This is a genomic window from Paenibacillus xylanilyticus, from assembly GCF_009664365.1.
In the GTDB taxonomy this organism is placed as follows: Bacteria; Bacillota; Bacilli; order Paenibacillales; family Paenibacillaceae; genus Paenibacillus; species Paenibacillus xylanilyticus_A.
Genome location: NZ_CP044310.1, coordinates 3,839,083 through 3,860,847, shown reverse-complemented (window position 1 = coordinate 3,860,847; position 21,765 = coordinate 3,839,083). Strand labels below are relative to the sequence as shown.

Annotated in this window: 17 protein-coding genes; 15 read left to right on the top strand and 2 right to left on the bottom strand. The window is 45.5% G+C overall.

The window, feature by feature from the left end; all coding sequences use genetic code 11:
* Positions 1-17 precede the first annotated feature (17 nt).
* The 6 genes from F4V51_RS16980 to F4V51_RS16955 all read left to right on the top strand — a co-directional run bounded on the left by F4V51_RS16980 (position 18) and on the right by F4V51_RS16955 (position 7,890).
* Complete coding sequence (locus F4V51_RS16980; protein WP_153978948.1) at positions 18-1,175, top strand: DUF2264 domain-containing protein; 1,158 nt, start codon at positions 18-20, stop codon at positions 1,173-1,175.
* Positions 1,176-1,455: 280 nt separating this feature from the next.
* Complete coding sequence (locus F4V51_RS16975; protein WP_236146577.1) at positions 1,456-2,496, top strand: ABC transporter substrate-binding protein; 1,041 nt, start codon at positions 1,456-1,458, stop codon at positions 2,494-2,496.
* A 250-nt stretch (positions 2,497-2,746) separates the two neighbouring features.
* The gene (locus tag F4V51_RS16970) at positions 2,747-3,487 is read left to right on the top strand and encodes a LytR/AlgR family response regulator transcription factor (RefSeq protein ID WP_153978946.1); all 741 of its coding nucleotides are present in this window, start codon (positions 2,747-2,749) and stop codon (positions 3,485-3,487) included.
* A gap of 1 nt (position 3,488) precedes the next feature.
* Positions 3,489-4,787, top strand: a complete 1,299-nt coding sequence (locus F4V51_RS16965) for an ATP-binding protein (protein WP_153978945.1) — start codon at positions 3,489-3,491, stop codon at positions 4,785-4,787.
* Between the two features lie 112 nt (positions 4,788-4,899).
* Positions 4,900-6,951, top strand: coding sequence for a serine hydrolase domain-containing protein (locus F4V51_RS16960; protein ID WP_153978944.1), 2,052 nt, complete (start codon positions 4,900-4,902; stop codon positions 6,949-6,951).
* 183 nt (positions 6,952-7,134) lie between these two features.
* Positions 7,135-7,890, top strand: coding sequence for a class I SAM-dependent methyltransferase (locus tag F4V51_RS16955; protein WP_153978943.1), 756 nt, complete (start codon positions 7,135-7,137; stop codon positions 7,888-7,890).
* Between the two features lie 288 nt (positions 7,891-8,178).
* On the opposite strand, the gene F4V51_RS16950 is transcribed toward F4V51_RS16955, so the two are convergent.
* Entirely contained in the window at positions 8,179-9,804 is a 1,626-nt protein-coding gene (locus tag F4V51_RS16950) for a PucR family transcriptional regulator (RefSeq protein WP_153978942.1), read from the bottom strand.
* A 204-nt stretch (positions 9,805-10,008) separates the two neighbouring features.
* Here F4V51_RS16950 and F4V51_RS16945 point away from each other — a divergent pair, with 204 nt between their 5' ends.
* From F4V51_RS16945 to F4V51_RS16910, 8 genes are all read left to right on the top strand, one after another.
* A complete protein-coding gene (locus tag F4V51_RS16945) occupies positions 10,009-11,229 on the top strand; it encodes an amidohydrolase family protein (RefSeq protein WP_153978941.1) in 1,221 nt (406 codons plus the stop codon).
* Between the two features lie 60 nt (positions 11,230-11,289).
* Positions 11,290-12,510: an amidohydrolase family protein gene (locus F4V51_RS16940; RefSeq protein WP_153978940.1), complete on the top strand. Its 1,221-nt coding sequence runs from the start codon at positions 11,290-11,292 to the stop codon at positions 12,508-12,510.
* A 325-nt stretch (positions 12,511-12,835) separates the two neighbouring features.
* Positions 12,836-13,768, top strand: coding sequence for an ABC transporter permease (locus tag F4V51_RS16935; RefSeq protein ID WP_153980740.1), 933 nt, complete (start codon positions 12,836-12,838; stop codon positions 13,766-13,768).
* A 9-nt stretch (positions 13,769-13,777) separates the two neighbouring features.
* The gene (locus tag F4V51_RS16930) at positions 13,778-14,668 is read left to right on the top strand and encodes a carbohydrate ABC transporter permease (protein WP_416226480.1); all 891 of its coding nucleotides are present in this window, start codon (positions 13,778-13,780) and stop codon (positions 14,666-14,668) included.
* 56 nt (positions 14,669-14,724) lie between these two features.
* Positions 14,725-16,209 carry an ABC transporter substrate-binding protein gene (locus F4V51_RS16925; protein ID WP_153978939.1) on the top strand — a complete coding sequence of 495 codons (1,485 nt, stop codon included), beginning with the start codon at positions 14,725-14,727 and terminating at the stop codon, positions 16,207-16,209.
* 16 nt (positions 16,210-16,225) lie between these two features.
* Positions 16,226-17,185 (top strand): amidohydrolase family protein, encoded by a 960-nt coding sequence (locus tag F4V51_RS16920; protein WP_153978938.1) that lies wholly within the window; start codon positions 16,226-16,228, stop codon positions 17,183-17,185.
* Between the two features lie 247 nt (positions 17,186-17,432).
* Entirely contained in the window at positions 17,433-18,083 is a 651-nt protein-coding gene (locus F4V51_RS16915) for an HAD hydrolase-like protein (protein WP_153978937.1), read from the top strand.
* Positions 18,084-18,166: 83 nt separating this feature from the next.
* On the top strand, positions 18,167-19,099 hold the full coding sequence (locus tag F4V51_RS16910; RefSeq protein ID WP_153978936.1) for a copper amine oxidase N-terminal domain-containing protein: 933 nt from the start codon (positions 18,167-18,169) through the stop codon (positions 19,097-19,099).
* Between the two features lie 113 nt (positions 19,100-19,212).
* On the opposite strand, the gene F4V51_RS16905 is transcribed toward F4V51_RS16910, so the two are convergent.
* A complete protein-coding gene (locus F4V51_RS16905) occupies positions 19,213-20,064 on the bottom strand; it encodes an AraC family transcriptional regulator (RefSeq protein WP_153978935.1) in 852 nt (283 codons plus the stop codon).
* 173 nt (positions 20,065-20,237) lie between these two features.
* Here F4V51_RS16905 and F4V51_RS16900 point away from each other — a divergent pair, with 173 nt between their 5' ends.
* Entirely contained in the window at positions 20,238-21,644 is a 1,407-nt protein-coding gene (locus tag F4V51_RS16900) for a family 4 glycosyl hydrolase (RefSeq protein WP_153978934.1), read from the top strand.
* The last annotated feature ends 121 nt before the right edge of the window (positions 21,645-21,765 follow it).

Sequence of the window (21,765 nt, the reverse complement as noted above, 5' to 3'; positions counted from 1 at the left end):
CAGAGGAGGAAAAATAAGTGTCGGTTGACAGAAAGTATTGGGTCGATACGTTGGTTCGCATAGCTCATCCTGTGCTCGATGCCTTAGCAAAAAGCAGACTTGTTATCGATATGCCTGTCGAATCCAACGGGGGAGATCGTACCGACTACGCCTATTTGGAGGCTTTGGGACGGACTTTGGCAGGGATTGCACCATGGCTTGAACATGGCCCTCGTTCAGGTGAGGAGGGGGAGAGTCGAGCCAGGATGGCAGAACTGGCCAGACGTGCAATTGGAGTGGCGACAGATCCAGCTTCGCCCGATTATATGAATTTTACGCAAGGCGGCCAGCCTGTTGTTGATGCAGCTTTTCTTGCAAATGCGGTGCTTCGGGCTCCACATGAGCTGTATGAACTGCTGGACGAGAAAGCGAAAGATAATCTGAAATCAGCCCTTCTCGCCACACGGATTATACGCCCTGTATTCAGCAACTGGCTGTTGTTTAGTGCCATCATTGAAGCGGCCCTTGCCCGAATGGGCTTAGAAACTTGGGATCGCATGCGAGTGGATTATGCAGTAAGGCAGCATGACCAATGGTACATGGGTGATGGTGCATATGGTGACGGGCCTGACTTTCATTGGGATTACTATAACAGCTTTGTAATTCAACCCATGCTCGTGGATATATTGGATGCGTTAGGAGATCAATTCGACGATTGGAAGGCAATTGGGATCCGGGTGTTAGGCAGAGCTACTCGCTATGCAGCCGTCCTGGAACGAATGATTTCACCAGAAGGCACCTTTCCCCCTATTGGGCGATCACTTGCCTATCGTTTCGGAGCATTTCAGCATTTATCTCTCATGGCACTCAGAGAGGAACTCCCGGTAGAAGTGGAGCCAGCCCAAGTTCGCTGCGCCCTTACGGCTGTGATCCAGCGGCAGATTCAGATGCCAGGGACGTTTGACGATGCCGGATGGCTGCGAATTGGATTCGCCGGAAGTCAGCCGGAAATCGCTGAAGCTTACATATCAACGGGCAGTTTGTATCTGTGTACGACCGTATTCCTTGCGTTAGGACTTTCGCCTGAGGCTGATTTCTGGCAGGGAGAGGCCGAGTGGACTTCACGGAAGATATGGTCCGGAGGAGTGGTCAATTTGGATAAAGCCTACCATGATCGACATTTTACAGGGGGTTGAGGAACGTTTTTGATAATCATATTGTTCCATGGTTCGTGCAGGCTCTTGAACGGATGTCTTAGAGAGATAAGAATAGAAGTGCATGGAGAGTCGCTGTAAAGCGGCTTTTTTTCTCAACTGAATGAGAATGATATTGATTATTGTTCTCATTTACACACTCCGACATTTACTGTATACTGACAATAGTTATTTTACATAATGGTCAAAAAGACAGACAAGAATGGAAAAGGGAGAGGTTATTTACATGTTGGTGTCCGTAAAAAAAGGGATGTTTCTTTGTTTGATTACTGCAATGATTCTGGTGCTGGCTGCGTGTTCAAGTGGTGGAAGCGATAATGCCAAGGGCAGCTCACAGCAAACTGAGGAGAGCAGCACCACGAATGCAGCTGCAGATGGGGAGCAGACCGATGCTGATGCTGCAGCTGTATCTGAAACAACTTACCCGGTAACTGTGTCGAATTATACAACAGAGAACGGTACTTGGGTCGCTAAGGAACAAACATTTGACAAGGCACCTGAACGCGTTGTTGCCAATACTCAAGGTGCAGCCGAGCTGATGATTCGCCTTGGATTGACGGACAAGCTCGTGGGTGTAGCTGCATTGTTTGGCAGTGTGCCTGAAGATATTGCTGAGGAGTTTAAGAAAATCCCTGTTCTGGCTGAAGGATATGTTGGTAAGGAAGTGACCATTGGCGCTTCGCCTGACCTCATTATGGGACGTGGTGGATTGTTTGAGGATGCCGACTGGGGTGTGGGTACAGTCAACGGCTTGAATGATATGGGGATCAAAACGTTTGTGCAGAGCACGAGTGTTACTGATGCTTCATTGGATAGTCTGTATAAGGATATCACCGAGTTGGGCGAGATCTTCAACGTACAAGCTAACGCGGCAGCCTATATTGAGGAGCTTAAAGTACGCGAGGAAGCATTGAAGGCTCGTGCCAGCGCTGAAACAATCAACTATGCGTCCTTCTCTGATAATGGTGATGGAACCATTGCGGTTTACAACGGAAATGGAGATACGTTTATTGAAAGTGCAATGTCATTAATCAACGTACATAATATGTTGATCAATGAAACAGGCACACTCAGTCTGGAGAAGCTTATCGAGGTCAATCCGGATGTGATGATCATTTCCAAATACGCTGGCGGTATTGATCCACAAGAAACGATTGACAAGTTGCTTGCCAACAAGCAGGTACAAAGTATTAACGCAGTGAAAAACAAGAAGATCTATGTTATTGATTTCAACAATTTCTGGGGTTACGGAGATTCCATCTTCACAGGTGTTGAGAAGCTTGCTGATGATATGGGTTTGTAACATAACTTAATTTATATAATTCATGTGTTACGATATTATATCTTCACATTCAAGTAGGAGCCAACTCTAGGAGTGGGCTCCTTTTTCTTTTCTTGAATAAATTCAAATGTTGCCGGATCCAACCGATCTCCATGCAGTTTAGGGTTTGAAACATGCGTTTCATCCCATTTCCCCCTGAAATGTATGATAAAGTAGTATATTTGAGAGTGAAACTCAGAATTGTCGTCAAATGAAGGGCGGATGTTCAATCATGTTTAATGTTGCCATTTGTGATGATGAGGAGAAACAAAGAGAGCTCGTGAAAGCGATGCTAATCTCCTTATCTCTGAAAACGAATATTGATTTCCAAGTTACCTTATTTGCATCAGGTGAAGAGTTGATTTCTCATTACAAAACGGTCGGGGATACCTTCCATATTCTTATTTTGGATGTGGAGATGAACGGGATGAACGGCATACAGGCAGCCAAAGAAATCAGAACGATGAAATTTCTGGATGTGCAAATCATGTTTCTGACCAGCTATCCGGAGTATATGGTAGAGAGCTTCGATGTGGTTACTTTTCAATATCTGATCAAACCGATCCAGACACATATCTTCGAGGAGAAAATGATTAAACTATGCCAGTACTTGAGATCAATGGACAAAAAGTTTGTATTAATCAAATCAGCTTATGAAGAATTGCTGTTGAAATACGATGATATTCTCTGGATTGAAGTGATGAAAAGTCTAACAATCAAAAACAAACTGAATTTTGTGACCAACGAAAGCACGCATGAAAGTAAAGGCATTATTTCGAATTATGCGGATGCTCTGAAGGATCATGGCTTCTTGCAAATTCATCGCTCGATTGTCATTAACCTGATGCATGTCCAGAAGTTTAGCGGCTCCCAGGTCGTCATGCTAAATGGTGCAGAATTGCCCATCGGCCGTTCCAAAGTCAAGGAAGTCAAGGATGCCTACACCAAATATATGATTATGAGGATTCAATGATATGGAACCATTTACGATCTTGTCTATCATCATCGTTACGCTGCTTATGGCATTCCAGGTGAATTTTTATTTCAATTCGGTACTGGGTAAGTCCAGGCAAAAGCCGAACAGAGTGGTCTATTTTGTCCTGTTTATTGTCTTATGCTTTTTCTATCTGGCTTCTACATTGCCTTCGGTCATCTCGTCGTTGGTTGTGTTATTATTTATCTTCAGTCTGGCGCAATCCTATGACGTGGAGTTGAAGCTAAAACTGGTGTTCACGGTCCTATATGCCGTACTGGTCACCATGGTGAATTATATTGCTGTATATATTATGAGTGTCTGGGACGCTACGGATTACACAACATGGGATCACTTCAATGAGGGTTATCATGGGGTGTTCTACAAGGTGATGCTGCTTGGCTGCAGTCTCATGTTTATTGTCATTCAGGTTGTTCGTCTTATTGCCAAACGTAGAAGTTTCGCCCTGCACTATCGCTACTATCTTTTTTTTCTCATTGTACCGATTATTACGTTATATCAGATTAATGTGGCTTCGAACTACACTGAGAAAAACATCTTTTATATCATTTCCGTGATGGGCTCGCTATTTCTCAATGTGTTTATTGTCTATGTATTCGATAATATGGTGGAGAAGGTTCAGCTTGCGAATGAGAATGCCCAGCTGCAGCGTCAGATGGATTATCAGGATGCCAACTACGAGAAGACGGTGCACAGTTTCAAAAATGTGAAAGCCATCATCCACGATATTCATCAGCAGTTTCTGTACATTGAAGAATGTATCAAGCAAAACAAACATGAAGCGGCTTCTGATCATATAAAGCTTACCTTGAATAAGATTGAAGGCGTATACCAGCGGGTGAACTCCGGCAATCTCGTGATCGATGCGCTTGTCACGAATACCATTGCCGTAGGGCAGGCAAACGGAATCAAGATTGACGCCCGCATTCAGCTTCATTCTCAACAGGTTCATATCGATCGTTATGATCTCTGTGTTGTACTTGGCAATATGTTGGATAATGCAGTCGAGGCTTCCAAAAAAGTCAGACAGGCTGAAGACAGATATATTCTGATCGCCATTCATTCTACTGCTTCTGCAATGATCATCCAAGTGCTGAATCATGTAGAGCAATCACTAACCTATTTGAAGAGTGAGAAGCCTAATCCGGAGTTTCATGGAATCGGCCTTACGAATATATTAAGAATGTGCGAAAAGTACGGTGGGCACATGACGATTGAACATCATCATCGGACTTTCAATAACATGGTCGTGCTGCCCTTTGAAGTCAACAGTCTCTGAACATGCCGTTCAGGGATTGTTTTTTTCCATTCAGGGTTTGTTCACGTTCAAGGGGCCTCTTCCCAGATATGATGAATTCATCATATCGAAAGTACGAGGGAGGAAGCTGAGGATGAAGAAACTGTTTAGTGTGTTATTTACAGCGGTGCTGGTAATCACTCCGATGACAGACGTCAGGGCAGAGGCAAATAAGAGCATTTCAATTGAAAAGCAGGCAGAAGAAATGGCAGCAAAACTGGTGCAAAATTATGGAGTCACAAGTCTGCAATATGCCATTAGGGATCAAGGGGAAATCATACTGTCGGGCAGCACTGGCTTTCACGATAAAGCATCCCAGACACGAATCTCCAAGGAAAGCATGTACGGCATTGGCTCGGTGAGCAAAATGGTTGTCACCGCTGCCACCATGATGCTGGTGGATTCCGGGAAAGTAAATCTGGATGAGCCTCTTACTACCTATATTCAGGACTTTGAGATGGCAGATGCCCGGTACACGCAAATTACCCCGCGGATGCTGATGAATCATTCATCGGGTCTCTACGGTTCACATTACGGGAACAGTATGCTGTTTGACGATAATGACATGCGCAACCACGATGAACTATTGCTCAAACTCAAAACCGAAAAGTTAAAATCAAAACCTGGTTCATATTCCGTTTATTGTAACGACGGCTTTCAATTGCTTGAGATCCTGGTTGAACGCGTGAGTGGTTTAAGCTACAGCGATTATGTCGCCAAGTTTATCAGCAATCCGTTACAGCTGGAATCAACCAAAACACCGCAGGATTCATTCGATAGAGATCAATTATCTGAAGCGTACTGGCCCACGATTGAAACCAAAATGCCAGTTGAAAATGCGAACATTCTCGGTACAGGTGGAATATACTCCACATCCGAGGAATTGACCGAATTCGCTGAAGTATTGATGGGTAACAGACCAGACATATTGTCCGAATCCTCGGTCAAGTCCATGCAAAATCATGAATATCGACAAGGAATATGGGTCTCAGATGAGCGGAATACATTCAATTACGGCCTGGGATGGGATGCTGTGGATCTTGCCCCGTTTAGCGATTATGGCATTACTGCACTTTCCAAAGGCGGAGACACCATGATGTATCATGCATCACTAATTACCATACCTGAGCATGATATTTCAATGGCTGTTCTGTCATCAGGTGGGTCCTCCATCTACAATCAGATGTTTGCGAGCAACGTACTGCTGGAGGTATTGGAGGATCAGGGTGTCATTGATGAAATCAAGGAAGACCAGACCTTCTCCCCGCCCGTAAAAGTAAACATGCCTACGGAGCTCAATGCCTATTCGGGTCTATATGGTACAGTAGGTACAACCCTGGATATTCAGGTCAAAAACGACGAAATCACACTGCCAGCCTTGCAGGGCGGAATTATTCCAGAGCAGAAGTATGTCTACACTGGAGAGGGGCAATTCACAAGTACGGATGGAAGTGTGAAGGCCAGTTTCGTGAAGGAACAAAATGGGAAAGTGTATGTTAAGGTTCAGGCAGTGATTTCATTGCCGGGTCTAGGTCAAACGGTGATGAACACGTATGATTATCAAAAGTTGGATCCCAATCCTTTGAACACAGCCACAGGAAAGAAATGGGCAGATCGCAACGGCACCAAATATTATGCGTTAGATGAAAAAATCACATCGATTTTTTATCTGCTTCCTTCGATGCTAATCAAAAATCTGAGCGTGGATACGGAGATCGGTTATGCAAACGGCACTCAAATTGTAGATTCAGACCATGCAGTGAATGTCGCAGAGATTCCCGTGATGAACGGTAGAGACGCATTCGATCTGCAATTTTACACCAAGAATAATGCAGAGATTTTGATTCAGGACGGACAGGAATATATTGCAGAGGATGCGATTACACCGATCTTTGGCGGTAAGACAGGTAAGGCCACTATACCGGCAAGCGGTCAAGCCCGCTGGTATGCTATCGATTCCCGTTCTGCGAACAAATCATTGATGGTAGACTCGCCGGAAGGTGGCGGTTACGCTGTATATAATGAGAAGGGCGAAGTGGTTCACTTTTCGGTTGCTACCGATCAACAATCCATCGAGCTTCCCAAAGCCGGCTTTATCGTTTTTGGTGGTGAAGCTGGAGATGTTTTCAAGATCCATTTAAAGTAAACGCAGTCCACATCAAATGAGTTGAGTAGAGATAACAGATCACGAGCACAGGGTGCCAGGGGTCTGTTATTTTTTATGGGACAAATAATGGAATAAACAGGAAGGTTTTCTGAAATAAAGAGAGAAAGTAGTGAAATGGTGTTTTGTTTTGGATAGTCTAATTCAAAGGAGACCTGATGACAGATGAAAAATGAAGAACGGTTTTCAAACCGGGTTGATTCCTATACGAACTACCGCCCGAGTTATCCAAAAGAGGCCATTGATTATCTATACAACTCCGTTGGTTTGCATTCGAACAGTAAGATCGCAGATGTTGGTTCAGGTACAGGAATTTTCTCGAAATTGCTTCTGGAACGTGGAAGCTATGTTATAGCCGTCGAGCCGAATCAGGCCATGCGGGCAGCCGCCGAGCAGATGTTGGAGAATGAACCGAACTTTCAGACGATATCAGGCTCTGCAGAATCTACGGGGTTACCTGATCGTTCGGTGGAATTTATTGTGTGCGCACAGGCGTTTCACTGGTTTGACCGCTTGGCAGCACAGACCGAGTTTAGGCGGATTTTACAGCCCGGAGGTAAAGTGGTATTAATCTGGAATTCCCGTCTTACTAGCGGTAACTCCTTTCGTGTAGAATACGATCAGCTGCTGCATGCGTACGGGACCGACTATGAAAAAGTGAATCATAAAAACATTTCTGAGTCTGTGCTTCAATCCTTTTTCAAGGAAGGCACGATGCAGAAAGCGAACTTTCAAATGAGTCAACAGTTCGACTTTGAGGGCTTGAAAGGCAGATTGCAATCATCTTCCTATACTCCTGTGCCCGGGCATCCCAATTATACTCCGATGATGACTGAGCTTCAGAACATATTTGATCGAAATAAACGGGAGGGTACTGTTCTTTTTGATTATGAAACAGATATATTTTGGGGAGAAGTGTGATGGACCTCATTCTGGCCCTTCAAACGTATGGGAGCTTCTTCAAATGTTTACTTTTGACTCATGGGCATGGCTGTTAGCAATCTGTCTCCTTCTTACGGCAGCTTCTGTTTTTGGGCTTCGGAGATGAGTATATCGTTACATGTAGATGATAGCTTTCATAAAAAAATAATCTGCAGCCGATCACAGAAATCCTGAGAACGGCTGTTTTTTTATTGAGATACCGGTAGAACAGCCGGATCATCGCATAGGAAGTTTGACGAAACAAGAACCTTCATGAAGATGTGTCTCTTAAACTTTTTGCAGCAATAAAGGTTCGATCGCTAGCGCTATACGAATTCGTAGACTTTCAGCAGGATCTTTGAGTTTAACATCCAGGAGTCGTTCACACTTTTCCAATCTGTACACCACTGTATTCCGATGCACGAAGAGCTGTTTGGATGTTTCGACAAGCTGGCATTGTGTTTCGTAAAATGCGTTCAGGGTACGGAGCAGCTCTTTTCTTTCGGATTCATCGGCAATTTGCAGTAATCCATCTAGAGTCGATTCGTAAAATTGTTTTAGCTCGTCGTGGGGAAGCATATGGAATAAATATCCGATATCCTTGGCTTGGTAGGATTGGACAAATTGTTTGCGTTTAAATCGATAGCCGAATTGCAGCGCATTGACTGCTTCTGTGTAAGAATGGCGAACGCCGAGCACATTCATTGCAGGTTTGCCGATGCCAACCGACATGCACATTCCATTCTCCTGATGGAGGTGTTTAAGCATTCCCGTGAGATGCTCGGTGAGCTTCGCCTCGTCCCAGCCTGACTCCGGGATGGATAGCAGAATGCAGTAGGTGTCATGTTTGGTAAACATGGTGAACGAATGCTCCAACGCACCAAAATGACGTTTAATGTGCTCATATTGCTCCTCTTGTTCGGTCAAATTGTCACCCTTTAGGGCCGCCGCCTCATCATTTCGAATAGCCAGCACGACACAAGAATACCCCTTTCTAAGCCCGTATTTCTTGCCGCGGTTCAGCGCTTCCTGCTCGAAAGTAATATACCCCTCGATCAAATCGGAAAAAAACTCGTTTTTGTGCCTGCGGGAACGTTCCTTGACTGCTTGGGATTTGGTTAGCTCCATTCCAATGACGTTGGAGGCTTGTTCAAGCGTTAAACCGTACAGACCAGTCCATTGATCCGGCGTATGAAAAGATAACAAATAGCCTTCGTGACGATACGTTTTTACCGGATATACGAGCATGCAGCTGCGTTCCCGCAGGGATGAGTTGATTAAGCACAATGAAGTCGGGCTGGAGGTGTCGGACAATCCGTGAAGTGCACTAACTGCAGCTGAAGTAAGCTCAGTAATAATTGCATTTTGATTGGTGGCAGCAATGGTTTTCCATTTGTTGTTTAACAGGATGACTGGGGATGAGAGCAGTTTGGACAAGGACTGGACAATGCCGGAAATTCCTTTGCCTCGCATGATCATTTCGGAGAATTTTTTGTGAATGCTAAGTGCATATTGGAGTTCGTCGCTCTTATTGTTCAGAATAACACTGGTCGATCGTTGCAAAATCTCACCAAGGGATAGACATACATCGGAAATTTCAATGATAGGAAATTCGATACGGTCGGCTTCATGTAATATTTCATCAGGGATCGGAAGTTCAAAACGCTTGGTTTTGATGGCCAAACCGGAGCAGCGAAGCCGCTGCATGTCCCTGATCAGGTGAATGAACACTTCAGGTTGCTGTTTCATGAAATAACCGTTGGTCAGCAAGAGTTCGTTTGGCCTCAAAAACCGTATGATATCTGGACAGTCCATAATGTTAACGGTTTGAACCTCGCGCGTAAGACCCTTGTGCCCAGTAATCACTCTGGCATCATCGTAAATGCCGTTATTGAGCAAATCTATCAGCAGCACATCGACCCATCCCTTTCTGGAACAAGTTAAACTATTGTTAAGTAATATAACATTACGATCCTTCCGAGTAAATATCTTTGGCTTGTTCGTCCAATAATCCAAATTATTTTTATCTTTATCATCCAATGACTTCCCCCTGCAGCGTGGAATATGCTTGAATTGTTTTTAACGTGTAATAAAAGCGTACATGATTGGAGGGCTGTCATGGTTGATTTGCTTATTACTGATACCGTGTTATCCAAGGATGGAAGGCGAATGGATGTGGGGGTATCCTCAGGTAAAATTGCATTTATCTCACCATCCGGTGAAGGGATATCGGAAGCGATGAATGTCATTCAAGCCAAAGGAGGCTTACTGCTGCCCGGCTTGGTCGAGCCGCATATTCACCTGGAAAAAGCCTATTTACTGGATGTTATGGATCGGGATGCAGATTCTCTCCAAGACGCAATTCAGATAACGGCTAAACTGAAAAGTTCTTTTACAGACGAGGACATGAACGAGCGCTCGCTTGCTGTCATTCGTCAAGCTGTCCGCAACGGCGTTACCCATATGCGCTGCCATGCCGAGGTTGATCCGATTCTGGGTCTCAAGGCTATGGAGTCGGCTCTCCATCTGAAACAATCTCTAAGAGATCAACTGGATCTGCAGGTGGTTGCCTTTCCCCAAGAAGGCGTATTCAGAAGTCCTGGGACAGAAGAGTTAATGGAGGAAGCGCTGCGTATGGGGGCTGACGTCGTCGGAGGAATCACTTATCAGGATGAATGCCTGGAAGATCACTTGGATTTTGCATTTGGTCTGGCAGAAAAATACGGAAAACCGCTGGATTTTCATACGGATTTTTCGGACAATCCCAAGGACCGTGCCATTGCGGACATAGCCAGAAGGACACTTATCACAGGAATGCAGGGACAGGTATCTGCCGGACATGTAACCTCGCTCGGTTCTCTGCCTGAGCATGAAGCCATGGATATCGCGGAACTTCTGCATCGTGCAGGGATCACCGTTATTACGCTGCCGATGACCGACCTGTTTTTGAATGGCCGGGGAGATGCGGAAGGGCAGCGCAGAGGCTTGACGCCTGTGAAATTGCTGCAGGAATGCAGTGTGAATGTAGCAATTGGCGTCAACAATGTCCGCAACGCATTTACACCGTTTGGCAAAGCGGATCCGTTAGAGGTCGCCTGGCTTCTTGCAGTAACTTCGTATATGGGCGGGGAACGGGATGCCCTTGCGTTGATCAGGATGCTGACGTATAACGCAGCTCAGGCATTGGGTATTAAGAATTATGGAATGAAGGTAGGCGCTCCGGCAGATATGGTGTTATTCCAGGAACGATCCGAAAGGGATGTACTGCTGGATAAGCCGGAAAAGCGAATCGTTTGGAAATCGGGTGTGCAGGTGGGCGATAGGGTTCAAAAGCAATAGAATGGCTGCGGAATTCACAAGCTATGGATACATTGGGACATGAGTGAAGGGGATGAAGCTATGGAGAAACAGTTAACCATCGTTAAAAATGTCAAATGGGCAGATGATCTGTTCAATCTAACGATTAATCGAATGACAGGAACGATCATCAGCATTGAAACAGCCTCAACTGATGCAGAGGTTGCATCTGGAGGTACCAACCATCAAGAGGCAAATGTCTTCGAAGCGGAAGGTTTACATTACGTTCCGCCTATGGCAGATATGCATATCCACCTGGACAAACATTTTCTTGGCGAGCCGTGGAAGACACTGCAGCCCTTTGTCACCCTGCCTGGCCAATTGGAATTCGAGAAACGCATGCTGGGAGAACTTCCGACCGGAGCAGGAGAACGTGCTAAACGGTTACTCGATTTAATGCTGGCCCAAGGTACGGCCAAGATCCGAACGCACGTTGACGTTGATCCGCAAATCGGCCTCTCGCATCTTGAGGAGATATTGGAAGTTCGCGAATTATATAGCGGCCGCATGGATATGGAGATCGTTGCGTTTCCTCAACAAGGACTACTTCGATCCGAGTCTGTAGCTGTCATGCGGCAAGCACTCCGGGCTGGAGCCGACTATGTAGGTGGTGTCGATCCGGCCGGGCTGGACCGCCGAGTGGACGCCAGCCTGGAAGCGATGTTTGAGCTGGGGGCAGAATTTGCTGCGGGAATCGACTTACATCTGCACGACCCGGATCACCTCGGAACATACACGATCGATCGCTTCGCTGATTTAACGGAACAAGCAGGCATGTCCGGCCGCACTTCAGTGAGCCACGCCTATTGTTTGGGTCAGGTTAGTGAAGCAGAGGTTCGTTCATTGGCAGAAAAGCTGTGTGCGAATGGCGTATCCATTATGACAAGTGCACCTATCGATAGACCTATGCCGCCCATTAAACTATTGCTGGAAGCGGGAGTAGCTGTACATGTCGGTTCAGATAATATTCTGGATTCGTGGAGTCCATTCGGCAATGGCGATATGCTCTCACGTGGATCACGTCTCGCTGAAGCCTCCGGTTGGGTAGAAGACCACTGGCTGCTTGAGACATACAAGCTTATTTCCAATGCGCCGTTAACTCCAAAAGTGGGTGATCGTGGCGATTTCTCCCTAGTACATGCTTTGAATGCAATGCATGCCCTGGCAGCGGCACCTCCACGAGAAGCGGTATTCTCGGGTGGTGTGCTTGTTGGAGGCCGTGCGTTCCCGACCAGCAGGCAGATGGCAGAAATCCATTCATAACTATTTTTTGCTAGGAGTAAGAAGCAGCGCGTCCTTGATGCGCTGCTTTTTGGTTTGTGGAAGAGGATGTATGAAAAACTAGACATGTTGTGTTATTACGTAATAATTGTTGACACGGATGCCGGAATAGAGATTTCCTTTTGGTGTATCAGTCCAAGATGCGTTGAATTTTTTAGACGATTACACCAATGACTAGGGGGTGTTTACAGCGTATTATTCTTGTAAGAAGAAAATAACGTTAGATAAACTTACACTAAGAAGAAAAGGAGGGATATATTTGTTTTACGACACCAAGTATCGTTACGTGGAAAAGGGGGAGAAGGGCATGCGTCGTAGTACCTTTGCATACCGCATTCAAAACATAAAAAGGCATTGGTTGCTATTGGTCATGATCTTACCAGGCATCATCTATCTGTTCATCAACAACTACTTGCCGATGTTTGGCATTATCATTGCGTTTAAAAATGTTAATTTCGCAAAGGGGATATGGGGAAGTGACTGGGTAGGTTTTGATAACTTCGCCTACTTGTTCCAAACGCAGGATGCCTGGGTGATTACCCGAAACACGTTATTGTACAATGGCGCGTTTATCGTGCTTGGAACGATACTCTCAATCGCTGTAGCAGTGTTGCTAAACGAAGTAAGAAAAAGATTCGTCTCCCGCTTGTATCAGAGCATTATTTTACTCCCTTACCTCATCTCTATGGTTATAGTCGCTTATTTGGTACTAGCCTTGCTAAATGAGGAGAATGGGTTCGTCAACCATTACGTACTTCCTTGGCTGGGGATCGATTCGGTGTCGTGGTATGCAGACGCAGGGAAATGGCCCTACATATTAAGTGTCGTGTACCTGTGGAAAAATGTTGGTTATACCTGCATCGTCTATCTGGCCTCCATCGTAGGCATCAGCCAGGAGTATTACGAATCGGCTACGTTGGACGGAGCTTCCAAGTGGAGACAAGTTTGGAGCATCACCCTTCCTCTGATTAAACCCACAATGGTTATTCTGGTTCTCCTTTCGGTTGGACGCATCTTCAATTCCGATTTTGGACTGTTCTATCAGGTCCCGTTGAATTCAGGTGCACTGCAAACCACTACGGATGTCATTGACACTTATGTTTACCGCGGATTGATGACTTTCGGGGACTTCGGGATGTCATCTGCAGCTGGACTGTATCAGTCCATCGTCGGTTTTGTATTAGTCTTGACGACCAATGCGTTCGTTCGCCGAAAAGACAAGGATCTGGCGCTGTTTTAGTAAAAGGGGGTGGTCAACTTGTATTCAAATCGAGTTTATCAAATAACGGTTCACTTCGTGCTCATCACGATGGCAATTGCAGCAGCATTTCCGTTCCTGCTCCTTATATCCGCTTCACTTACCGAGGAACAAACCATCATTAGAAATGGATATAGCTTAATTCCAGATCAATTCAGTTTCGACGCTTATGTGTACTTGTTCAATCAGTATTCATTGATTCTGCGCTCGTACGGAATTACCACGTTCATCACGATGGTGGGAACCCTTCTTGGCCTTCTGATTACAACCCTCATCGCTTATCCATTATCGAGAAATGTGCTTCCGTTTCGTTCGTTCCTGTCCTTCTTTGTATTTTTCACCCTGCTTTTCAATGGCGGGCTCGTGCCCATGTACCTGGTGTATACGGACCTCTTCCATTTGAAAGACACCATCTGGTCCTTGATCATCCCGAATCTACTGACTAATGGCTTCTACATTTTATTGATGCGCAGCTTCTTCTCCACGTCAATTCCCGGTGAAATTGTGGAGTCGGCTTACGTGGATGGCGCGAGTGAATGGGTCATTTATTACAAAATTGTTCTCCCGCTTGCGCTTCCCAGTCTGGCTACGATTGGTCTGATGCTCATGATTTCGTACTGGAACGATTGGTTTAACGGTCTGATCTTCATCAATGACGGAAGCCTGTACAGTATTCAGAACCTGCTTAACCGCATGTTGTCCGATGTTCAGTATTTACAGCAGAACAGTTTGTCCGGCAAGACGGCTGTCGCTTCATCCGTACCTCTTGCAAGCGTGAGAATGGCTATTGCCGTCATCGGTGTACTGCCGCTTATTGCAGCCTATCCGTTTTTCCAGAAGTTCTTCGTTAAAGGGTTGACCATTGGTGCTGTAAAAGGCTAACAGAGCTCGGCATCCAATAGGTTTTTCCAATAGCAAACATGGGGGAGTGAAGAAAGATGTATAAACAAAGAAGGTTCGTAGGTTTCACGCTGGTGGTTTCCTTGTTTGGTGTTTTACTAACAGCATGCGGAAATTCGAGCAGCGAGGAGGAATCGGTACGCGGAAATGATGCAGAAACCGGCTTGTACGAAGTGGTCATGACGTATCCGGCTTTTGGTGACGTGACGGATGTCAAGGAGGTCCAGGATGCCATTAGTGAAATTACAGCTGAGAAAGTAGGTGCTACGGTTAAGCTCCTGCCTGTAAATGGCTCCAATTATGCGAATCAGATGAACTTGATGCTGGCTGGCAGCGACAAACTGGATCTGGTGTATACCAGTGTCTGGTTCGGTCTGGAATCTCAGATCAGCAGGGGGCAGCTGCTGCCTATGGACGAACATTTGAACGAATTCGGCCAAAAGATTCTGGAAGCCATTCCGGGAGAAGCGGTGGAAGCCGGAAGAATGAATGGTGAAACCTATGGCGTTCCAAGCATCAAAGCCTGGGCACTATCTCCAAGTTTTGTGATGAGCAAGGAGCTGGCTGATAAGCATGGTATCGACCTAGCGTCCATTAAGACATGGAGTGATATCTCGGGTGTGCTGCAGCGTATCAAGGATAAAGAGCCGGGAGTCACACCAATTGTTAGTTATACCTCTCAGGAAACTCCTGGACAGGCTATGCTGAATTTCGATCCTTTGGGAACAGCGCCTGGCGTACTGGATTTCAATGGAACGGATTACACCGTACAGAATCTCTTTGCTACCGAACGCTTCTCAACGATGGCCGATCTGATGCGTGAATGGTACGAGAAAGGTTATTTCAGCAAAGATGTTGCAACATCCCAGGAAACGGGATCCAACCTGATCAAGGCGGGCAAAGCCTTCTCCTATATCCGGAATATCAATGAGTGTTACTCGGAATCACTGGCGGCAGGGACAGAGCTTGCATGTGTTCCCCTGGAGGATTCGTATATGACGCGAAACAGCGTAGCTTCCAACATGATGTCTTTGGCGAGAAACAGTGAGAAGCCGGACAAGGCCATTCAGGTTTTGGAACTGTTCTACTCGGACGAAGCAGTCATTAATTTGTTCACGAATGGCATCGAGGGCAAGCATTATGTTAAACAGAGCGATGGCCTCATTGCCAAGCCGGACGGTGTGAGCTCAACAGGCTATGATTCCAATCAGTACGCAGTTGGCAACAATTTTCTATCCTATATCTGGGAAGGGAATGACCCGGATATGTGGGAGGTGTTAAAGAGTGAAAATGAAAGTGCCGTAAAATCAAGGGCGATGGGATTCAGCTTCGATATCAATCCGGTCAAAACGCAAATTACATCGGTAACCAATGTCCAGAATCAGTATGACGCTGGATTTCAGACAGGAACGTTTGACCCGGCAGAATTGCCAGCGTATATCGAAAAATTAAAGAGTGCAGGCGTTGACAAAATATTGGAAGAAAAGCAAAACCAGCTAAACCAATGGCTTGAAAACAAATAAAAGGAGCTGATCATCTATGTTTAATCCCGTTATTGATGTGCATCATCATATCATTTCTAGAGAAATGCAAAGAAAGCAGAAGGAGCTTGGCATGGAGATTCCAAGTTTTATGCCGAAGTGGACGCCTGAGATTGGACTTGAGAAAATGGGTGTAGCCGACATTTCGTTTTCGTTTCTTTCGGCCCCGTCAGATCTGACATTCATTGACCAGCCATCTGCCAATACGCTTGCGCGGAAGATGAATGAAGAACTTGCTTCGTATGCTCAGCAGTATCCAGAAAAGTATGGTGCATTCGCTACGCTGCCGCTCCCGGATGCTGAAGCTGCCCTGGAAGAAACTATATATGCGCTAGATATCCTTGGACTGGATGGAGTTGCAATGCTCTCTAGCTATCAAGGTAAATATTTAAGTCATCCAGATTACGCTGAACTGCTGAGCGAGTTGGATAGACGTAGTGCGGTTGTGTTTCTGCACCCGATTCTCATTCCCCAGAAAATTGCCGGACTGAGTCCTGCGCTGCTTGAAGGCACCTTTGATACGACGCGTGCTGTCACTACGATGGCGGTTCATCACATTTTCGACCAATACCCTTCAATTCGGTTTATTCTTCCTCATACAGGAGGCATGGTTCCATATATCAAATGGAGGATTGCCCTTGCTGCCATAGGGCAGGATTCCATCCAAGTGGAAGCAACGCCGGAACTATTCGAAGCCGAAATGGCCAAACTGGACCATCTCTACTATGATTCCACGCTGAACCTCGGCACAATCCAAAAGTTAATTGGGCCGGATCGGATTCTGTTCGGTGCGGATATTCCCTGGCCAACAGACAGCGTGCTTCGCATGCAGCGGGAGTCGGTACTTCATGAAGCTATGCAAATTAGCGAAGATAACATGAAGGCGATTGCTTACGGCAACGCATTTCGACTCTTTCCCCGCATAAGTAAGTTTTACGAAAGAGTGACACTGAACTAACTTCAGGACGGCTTTAGACTGTGCCAAATGAAGAGTAGAGGGATATATCTGTTGGGAATTAAAAGAGCAGCTTGCCAATGGGCAAACTGCTCTTTTTCAATAGTTATGAAGAGAGATCATTTCAGTCACAAGGATTCTCTCATCAGCGCCAACATACCGATCCATCTACCATTTTAATTATTACACCCGTAAGAACCTAATAAATGTATAATAATATATTATTAACTTAATCAAGGGAGATGCAGCTATGTCACAATCACTTATATTTGATATGGATGGAACGTTGTTTCAAACAGATAAAATTTTAGAATTATCACTTGAAGATACGTTTAATCATTTAAGAGCACGACATGAATGGTTTACTTCTACACCAATTGATCAATATCGAGAAATTATGGGGGTGCCGCTGCCCAAGGTATGGGAAACGCTATTACCCCAGCATTCTGCAGAGGTGAGAGAATTAACGGACGCGTATTTCCTGGAAAGATTAATACATAACATAAGAAATGGTAAGGGGGCTCTATACCCTAACGTAAAAGAAATATTCACCTACTTTAAAAATAGAGATTTCTCCATTTACATAGCAAGTAATGGTTTGACTGAATATCTCAGAGCCATTGTTGAGTATTATCGCTTGGATCATTGGGTTACGGAGACGTTTAGCATTCAGCAAATTCAATCGTTGAATAAATCTGATCTTGTACAGCAGATTATCGTCAAATATGGAATTTCGAATGGAGCCGTAATAGGGGACCGCCTATCGGATATTCATGCTGCCAAAGACAACGGTTTAGTAGCGGTCGGATGTAATTTTGATTTTGCCAAAAGTGATGAGCTTTCACAGGCTGATATCGTTATCGATGATCTAATCGAGTTAAAAGAGTATTTTTCTCACTGATGGTGTTGTAAACTCCCTATCGAAACGTATGCATTCTGCCGATAATGAAGGTGCATATATTTTTACTTCAGGAGGAATCATCGATGAAAAAAACGGTCATCTTGTTAACAAGTCTAGCGCTAATGTTAGGCACCACTGCAGGCACAGTCTTAGCCAAACCGGGAAACACTCCACCCGGAAAACCAAGTAAAGAAGTATCATCAAAAGCACCTAAGGACAAGGAGCGGCAAGTGGAGGAGAAACAGACCGAAGAAATGGATCCTTCTGAAACGGCCAAGCCGGAAGAAGATGAAGTGAAGGAGCCTTCAGTATCAGAGGCAGAGAATACAGAGAGCCCTGCAACCGATTCATCCGAACCTGGTAAAAAAGGACCCAAAGGATACAAAGGGTTGTTAAAAGCCATTCAAAATGTAAAAGACAAGCCGGCAGGTACTGTTTTGGCTGATATTTTGCTCACAAAATATGCAGCTGAATTGACAGACGAACAGAAAAAAGAACTGGAAGCCATCATCGAAGAGGATAAGGCATTGGAAACCGCTGCAGAGATGCTTGAGAATAATGGTAGTGTGACGGATGCTGTGTATTTGCAGGAAGAAGCGATAAAATCTAATTTCAAAAATCTCGATCTGTACAAAACACTGGGGAAACTGAATGAAAAGGCGGGTAAAAAGAATGGAGTGAAATTGTATGTGAATGGTGAAGGGACAGATGCCGAACCGTTCATTAAAAAAGGTAACACATTCGTTCCTTTTCGCGCCATTGCCGAGACTTTGAACGCCGAAGTCACCTGGAACCCTGAAGAACGCTCCATAACTGTCAGTAAGGATGGAGTAAGCATTAAACTTGTGGTTGACAGTAAGACCGCAACGGTTAATGGTCAAAACGTATCATTGGATGCACCAGCCACCATCACCAAAGGGAGTACTTATGTGCCTGTTCGTTTTGTAAGTGAGGCGTTGAGGGCAACGGTCCTATGGGAAGAGCAAAGCAGAACCGTTGTAGTCTATGAAGAATAAATAGGGTAGGGACAGAACGATTAGCAACCAATCTTCAGCAGAACTAGGATAAGAAGCCGCCATGAGGCGGCTTTTTTTGCGTTTTTCCCTCACACTACATCAATGGAACCCAATCACTCAAATTTGGATGGAGGCACGTTATAGTATTTTTTGAAAGCTTTCGAGAAGGTAAACGGATCCGGATAGCCCAGGAAGCCGGCGATTTGTTGGATTGTATACTTTTTCTCGTAGAGATAGTCCCTGGCGCGATTCATTTTGATCTGTGAAATGTACTGACCCGGGGTGATCCCGACGGTTTTCTTGAAATAGGAAATAAAATACTTCTCCGAGATTCCAGTCATTGCTGCGAGATCGTTCATTCGGATCGGACGGTGCAGGTTCGCATCGACATATTGAAATACGTCTTGTAATACTTCCAGGCTACCTTCAGATTTTCTCGGTTTCTTGCCGTTCAGGAATTGACCCACGTAGGCGCCCTGACCGTGAAGCTCGAGAATCTTTGCAATTACGGCGAGAAGAGAGGCCTTTAAGTAAAGCTGGTTCCCTGACGTGCCGTTCTCCTGTTTCAATCGACGAAACGCCCTGGTGAATAGCTTGGTTTCCTCCTGAATCAGCTTGCCCGGCACAATTCCCGGAAGTTGAAAACCGCCCAGAATTCGCTGCTGCTCCCCGATGCCAAAATCGAAATGGATGTATATGAATCGGCAAACGTTCTCGGACGACGAGGCGATATAAGGCATATCCGGATAAAAGAATATGACATCTCCCGGGACTGCCGTATATTCGAACCCATCGATCATCATCTTGACGGAGCCCTCCTGAATGAACCAAAGATCGTAATCAGGATGCGATTTGTGTTCTGTCCAGTCATGATCGTGAGTTTGTTCCAGGTAGGAGCTCAACCGGAGATGGATATATTCCGAAAGTTCATTAAGGATGCTCATATTCAATCTGTTTTCACTCATCCGATTTCCTCATCCACCTTTACCACCTGACATCTATAAAATTAATTCATTATATCAAAGGTTTTCCGCGTTGTTAAATATCGTACGATATGACATGTATTGAAAACTATTGCACATTCCGATTATCAGCCACTCTTCTATAATGAACTTATATCACATGAGGAGGGTTATTCATGAACGAGACAAATATGCCGCAGCCTAAGGTTGTCGTTATTGGAGCAGGGAGTCTATTCTTTGGTCGTCAGTCCATATGGCAGATGGTTCATTCCCCTTACTTGAACCAGGGCACGCTTGCTCTGGTCGATACGGACGAAGAGCGGCTGGCAAAAATGATGAAACTTGCGGAGATGGTTGCTCGGGAGAACCATGTATCCCTGAAGATTGAGGGCTCGACAGACCGCAGACAAGTGCTGCCGGGGGCCGACTTCGTTGTACTCAGCTTCGCAGAGCAATCGGTGAAATATCGGGGGATGGATTGCGAGGTATCGTTGAAATATGGCATTCGTATGTGCTCGGGGGATACAATCGGGCCAGGAGGGGTTTTTCGTGCGATGCGGGAATTGCCGATCATTATGGAATGCGCCAAAGACATAGAAGAGCTGTGTCCCGATGCTTGGGTGATTAACTATATCAATCCGTCTACCGTCCACGGTATAGCACTGCACCGTTATGCACCGAAGCTGAAATCGTTTGCGCTCTGTGACAGTCATCATATGCCTCACAAGAAGGCTTATTATGCTGTGCGAGCAGGCATCATCGGCGACAGAAAAGAGTTCACCGAGGAAATCGATCGGAAGTTTGATTTCCGCATTGCCGGGGTCAATCATTTTACGTGGCTTCTAAAAGCGGAGTACGAAGGCAAGGACGTCATGCCGATGATTGCGGAGGCTATGCGGAAATCGGCCGGTGAGGAGAACAACGGTGGTGACCAAGGTGCCAAAGCTCTCCATAACGACGCCATTACGTATGAGTTGTACGATATTTTTGGATATATTCCTACATGCACTGCACATACGAAGGAGTATGTCCGTTATTGGCAAGGCCATGGCAAATCTCCAGATCGTATCCCGCCATTATCGATCTGGGAGACAGAGGACCGTTATCAGCGTCACGACGAGATGTGGAACCAGGTGGATGGTTTCCTTACAGGAGACATTCCCATTGCCGATTATATGAGTACCTTCGGCCCGGATCATGCAACAGACATTATTGAAAATATGGTGGGCAATCTGGGGAAGCGCTTCTTCGTGAATACGCTCAACAATGGGGCAGTGACAAATATGAATGATGATTCGTTCCTGGAGCTGTTATGTGATGTAAGCATGGAGGGAGCGAAGCCGGTTCATGTCGGTGAGATGCCGAGAGGAATTCGAGGGATGCAGGAGCTTGTACTCGATACCCATGAACTTACGGCAGAAGCCGTTGTGGAGCAGAGCTACGAGAAGCTAAGAAGAGCGATGTTGACAGATCCGCTTGTCAGTTCCATCGGTGACGCGGACCAGATCACCAAAGATCTTCTGGAACTGGAGCGTGAGATGATCCCAAGTGCCTGGTATTCGGATGGACTGATCAAAATCTGAATTTCGGATAATTCACAGAAAAGGAACAGATTTTTAATCCTAAATTGTTTACGAACTACCAATGAAAGTCGCTCGTGTGGCGGCTTTTCTTGATTGAAGGAAACATGATCGGATTTTTATG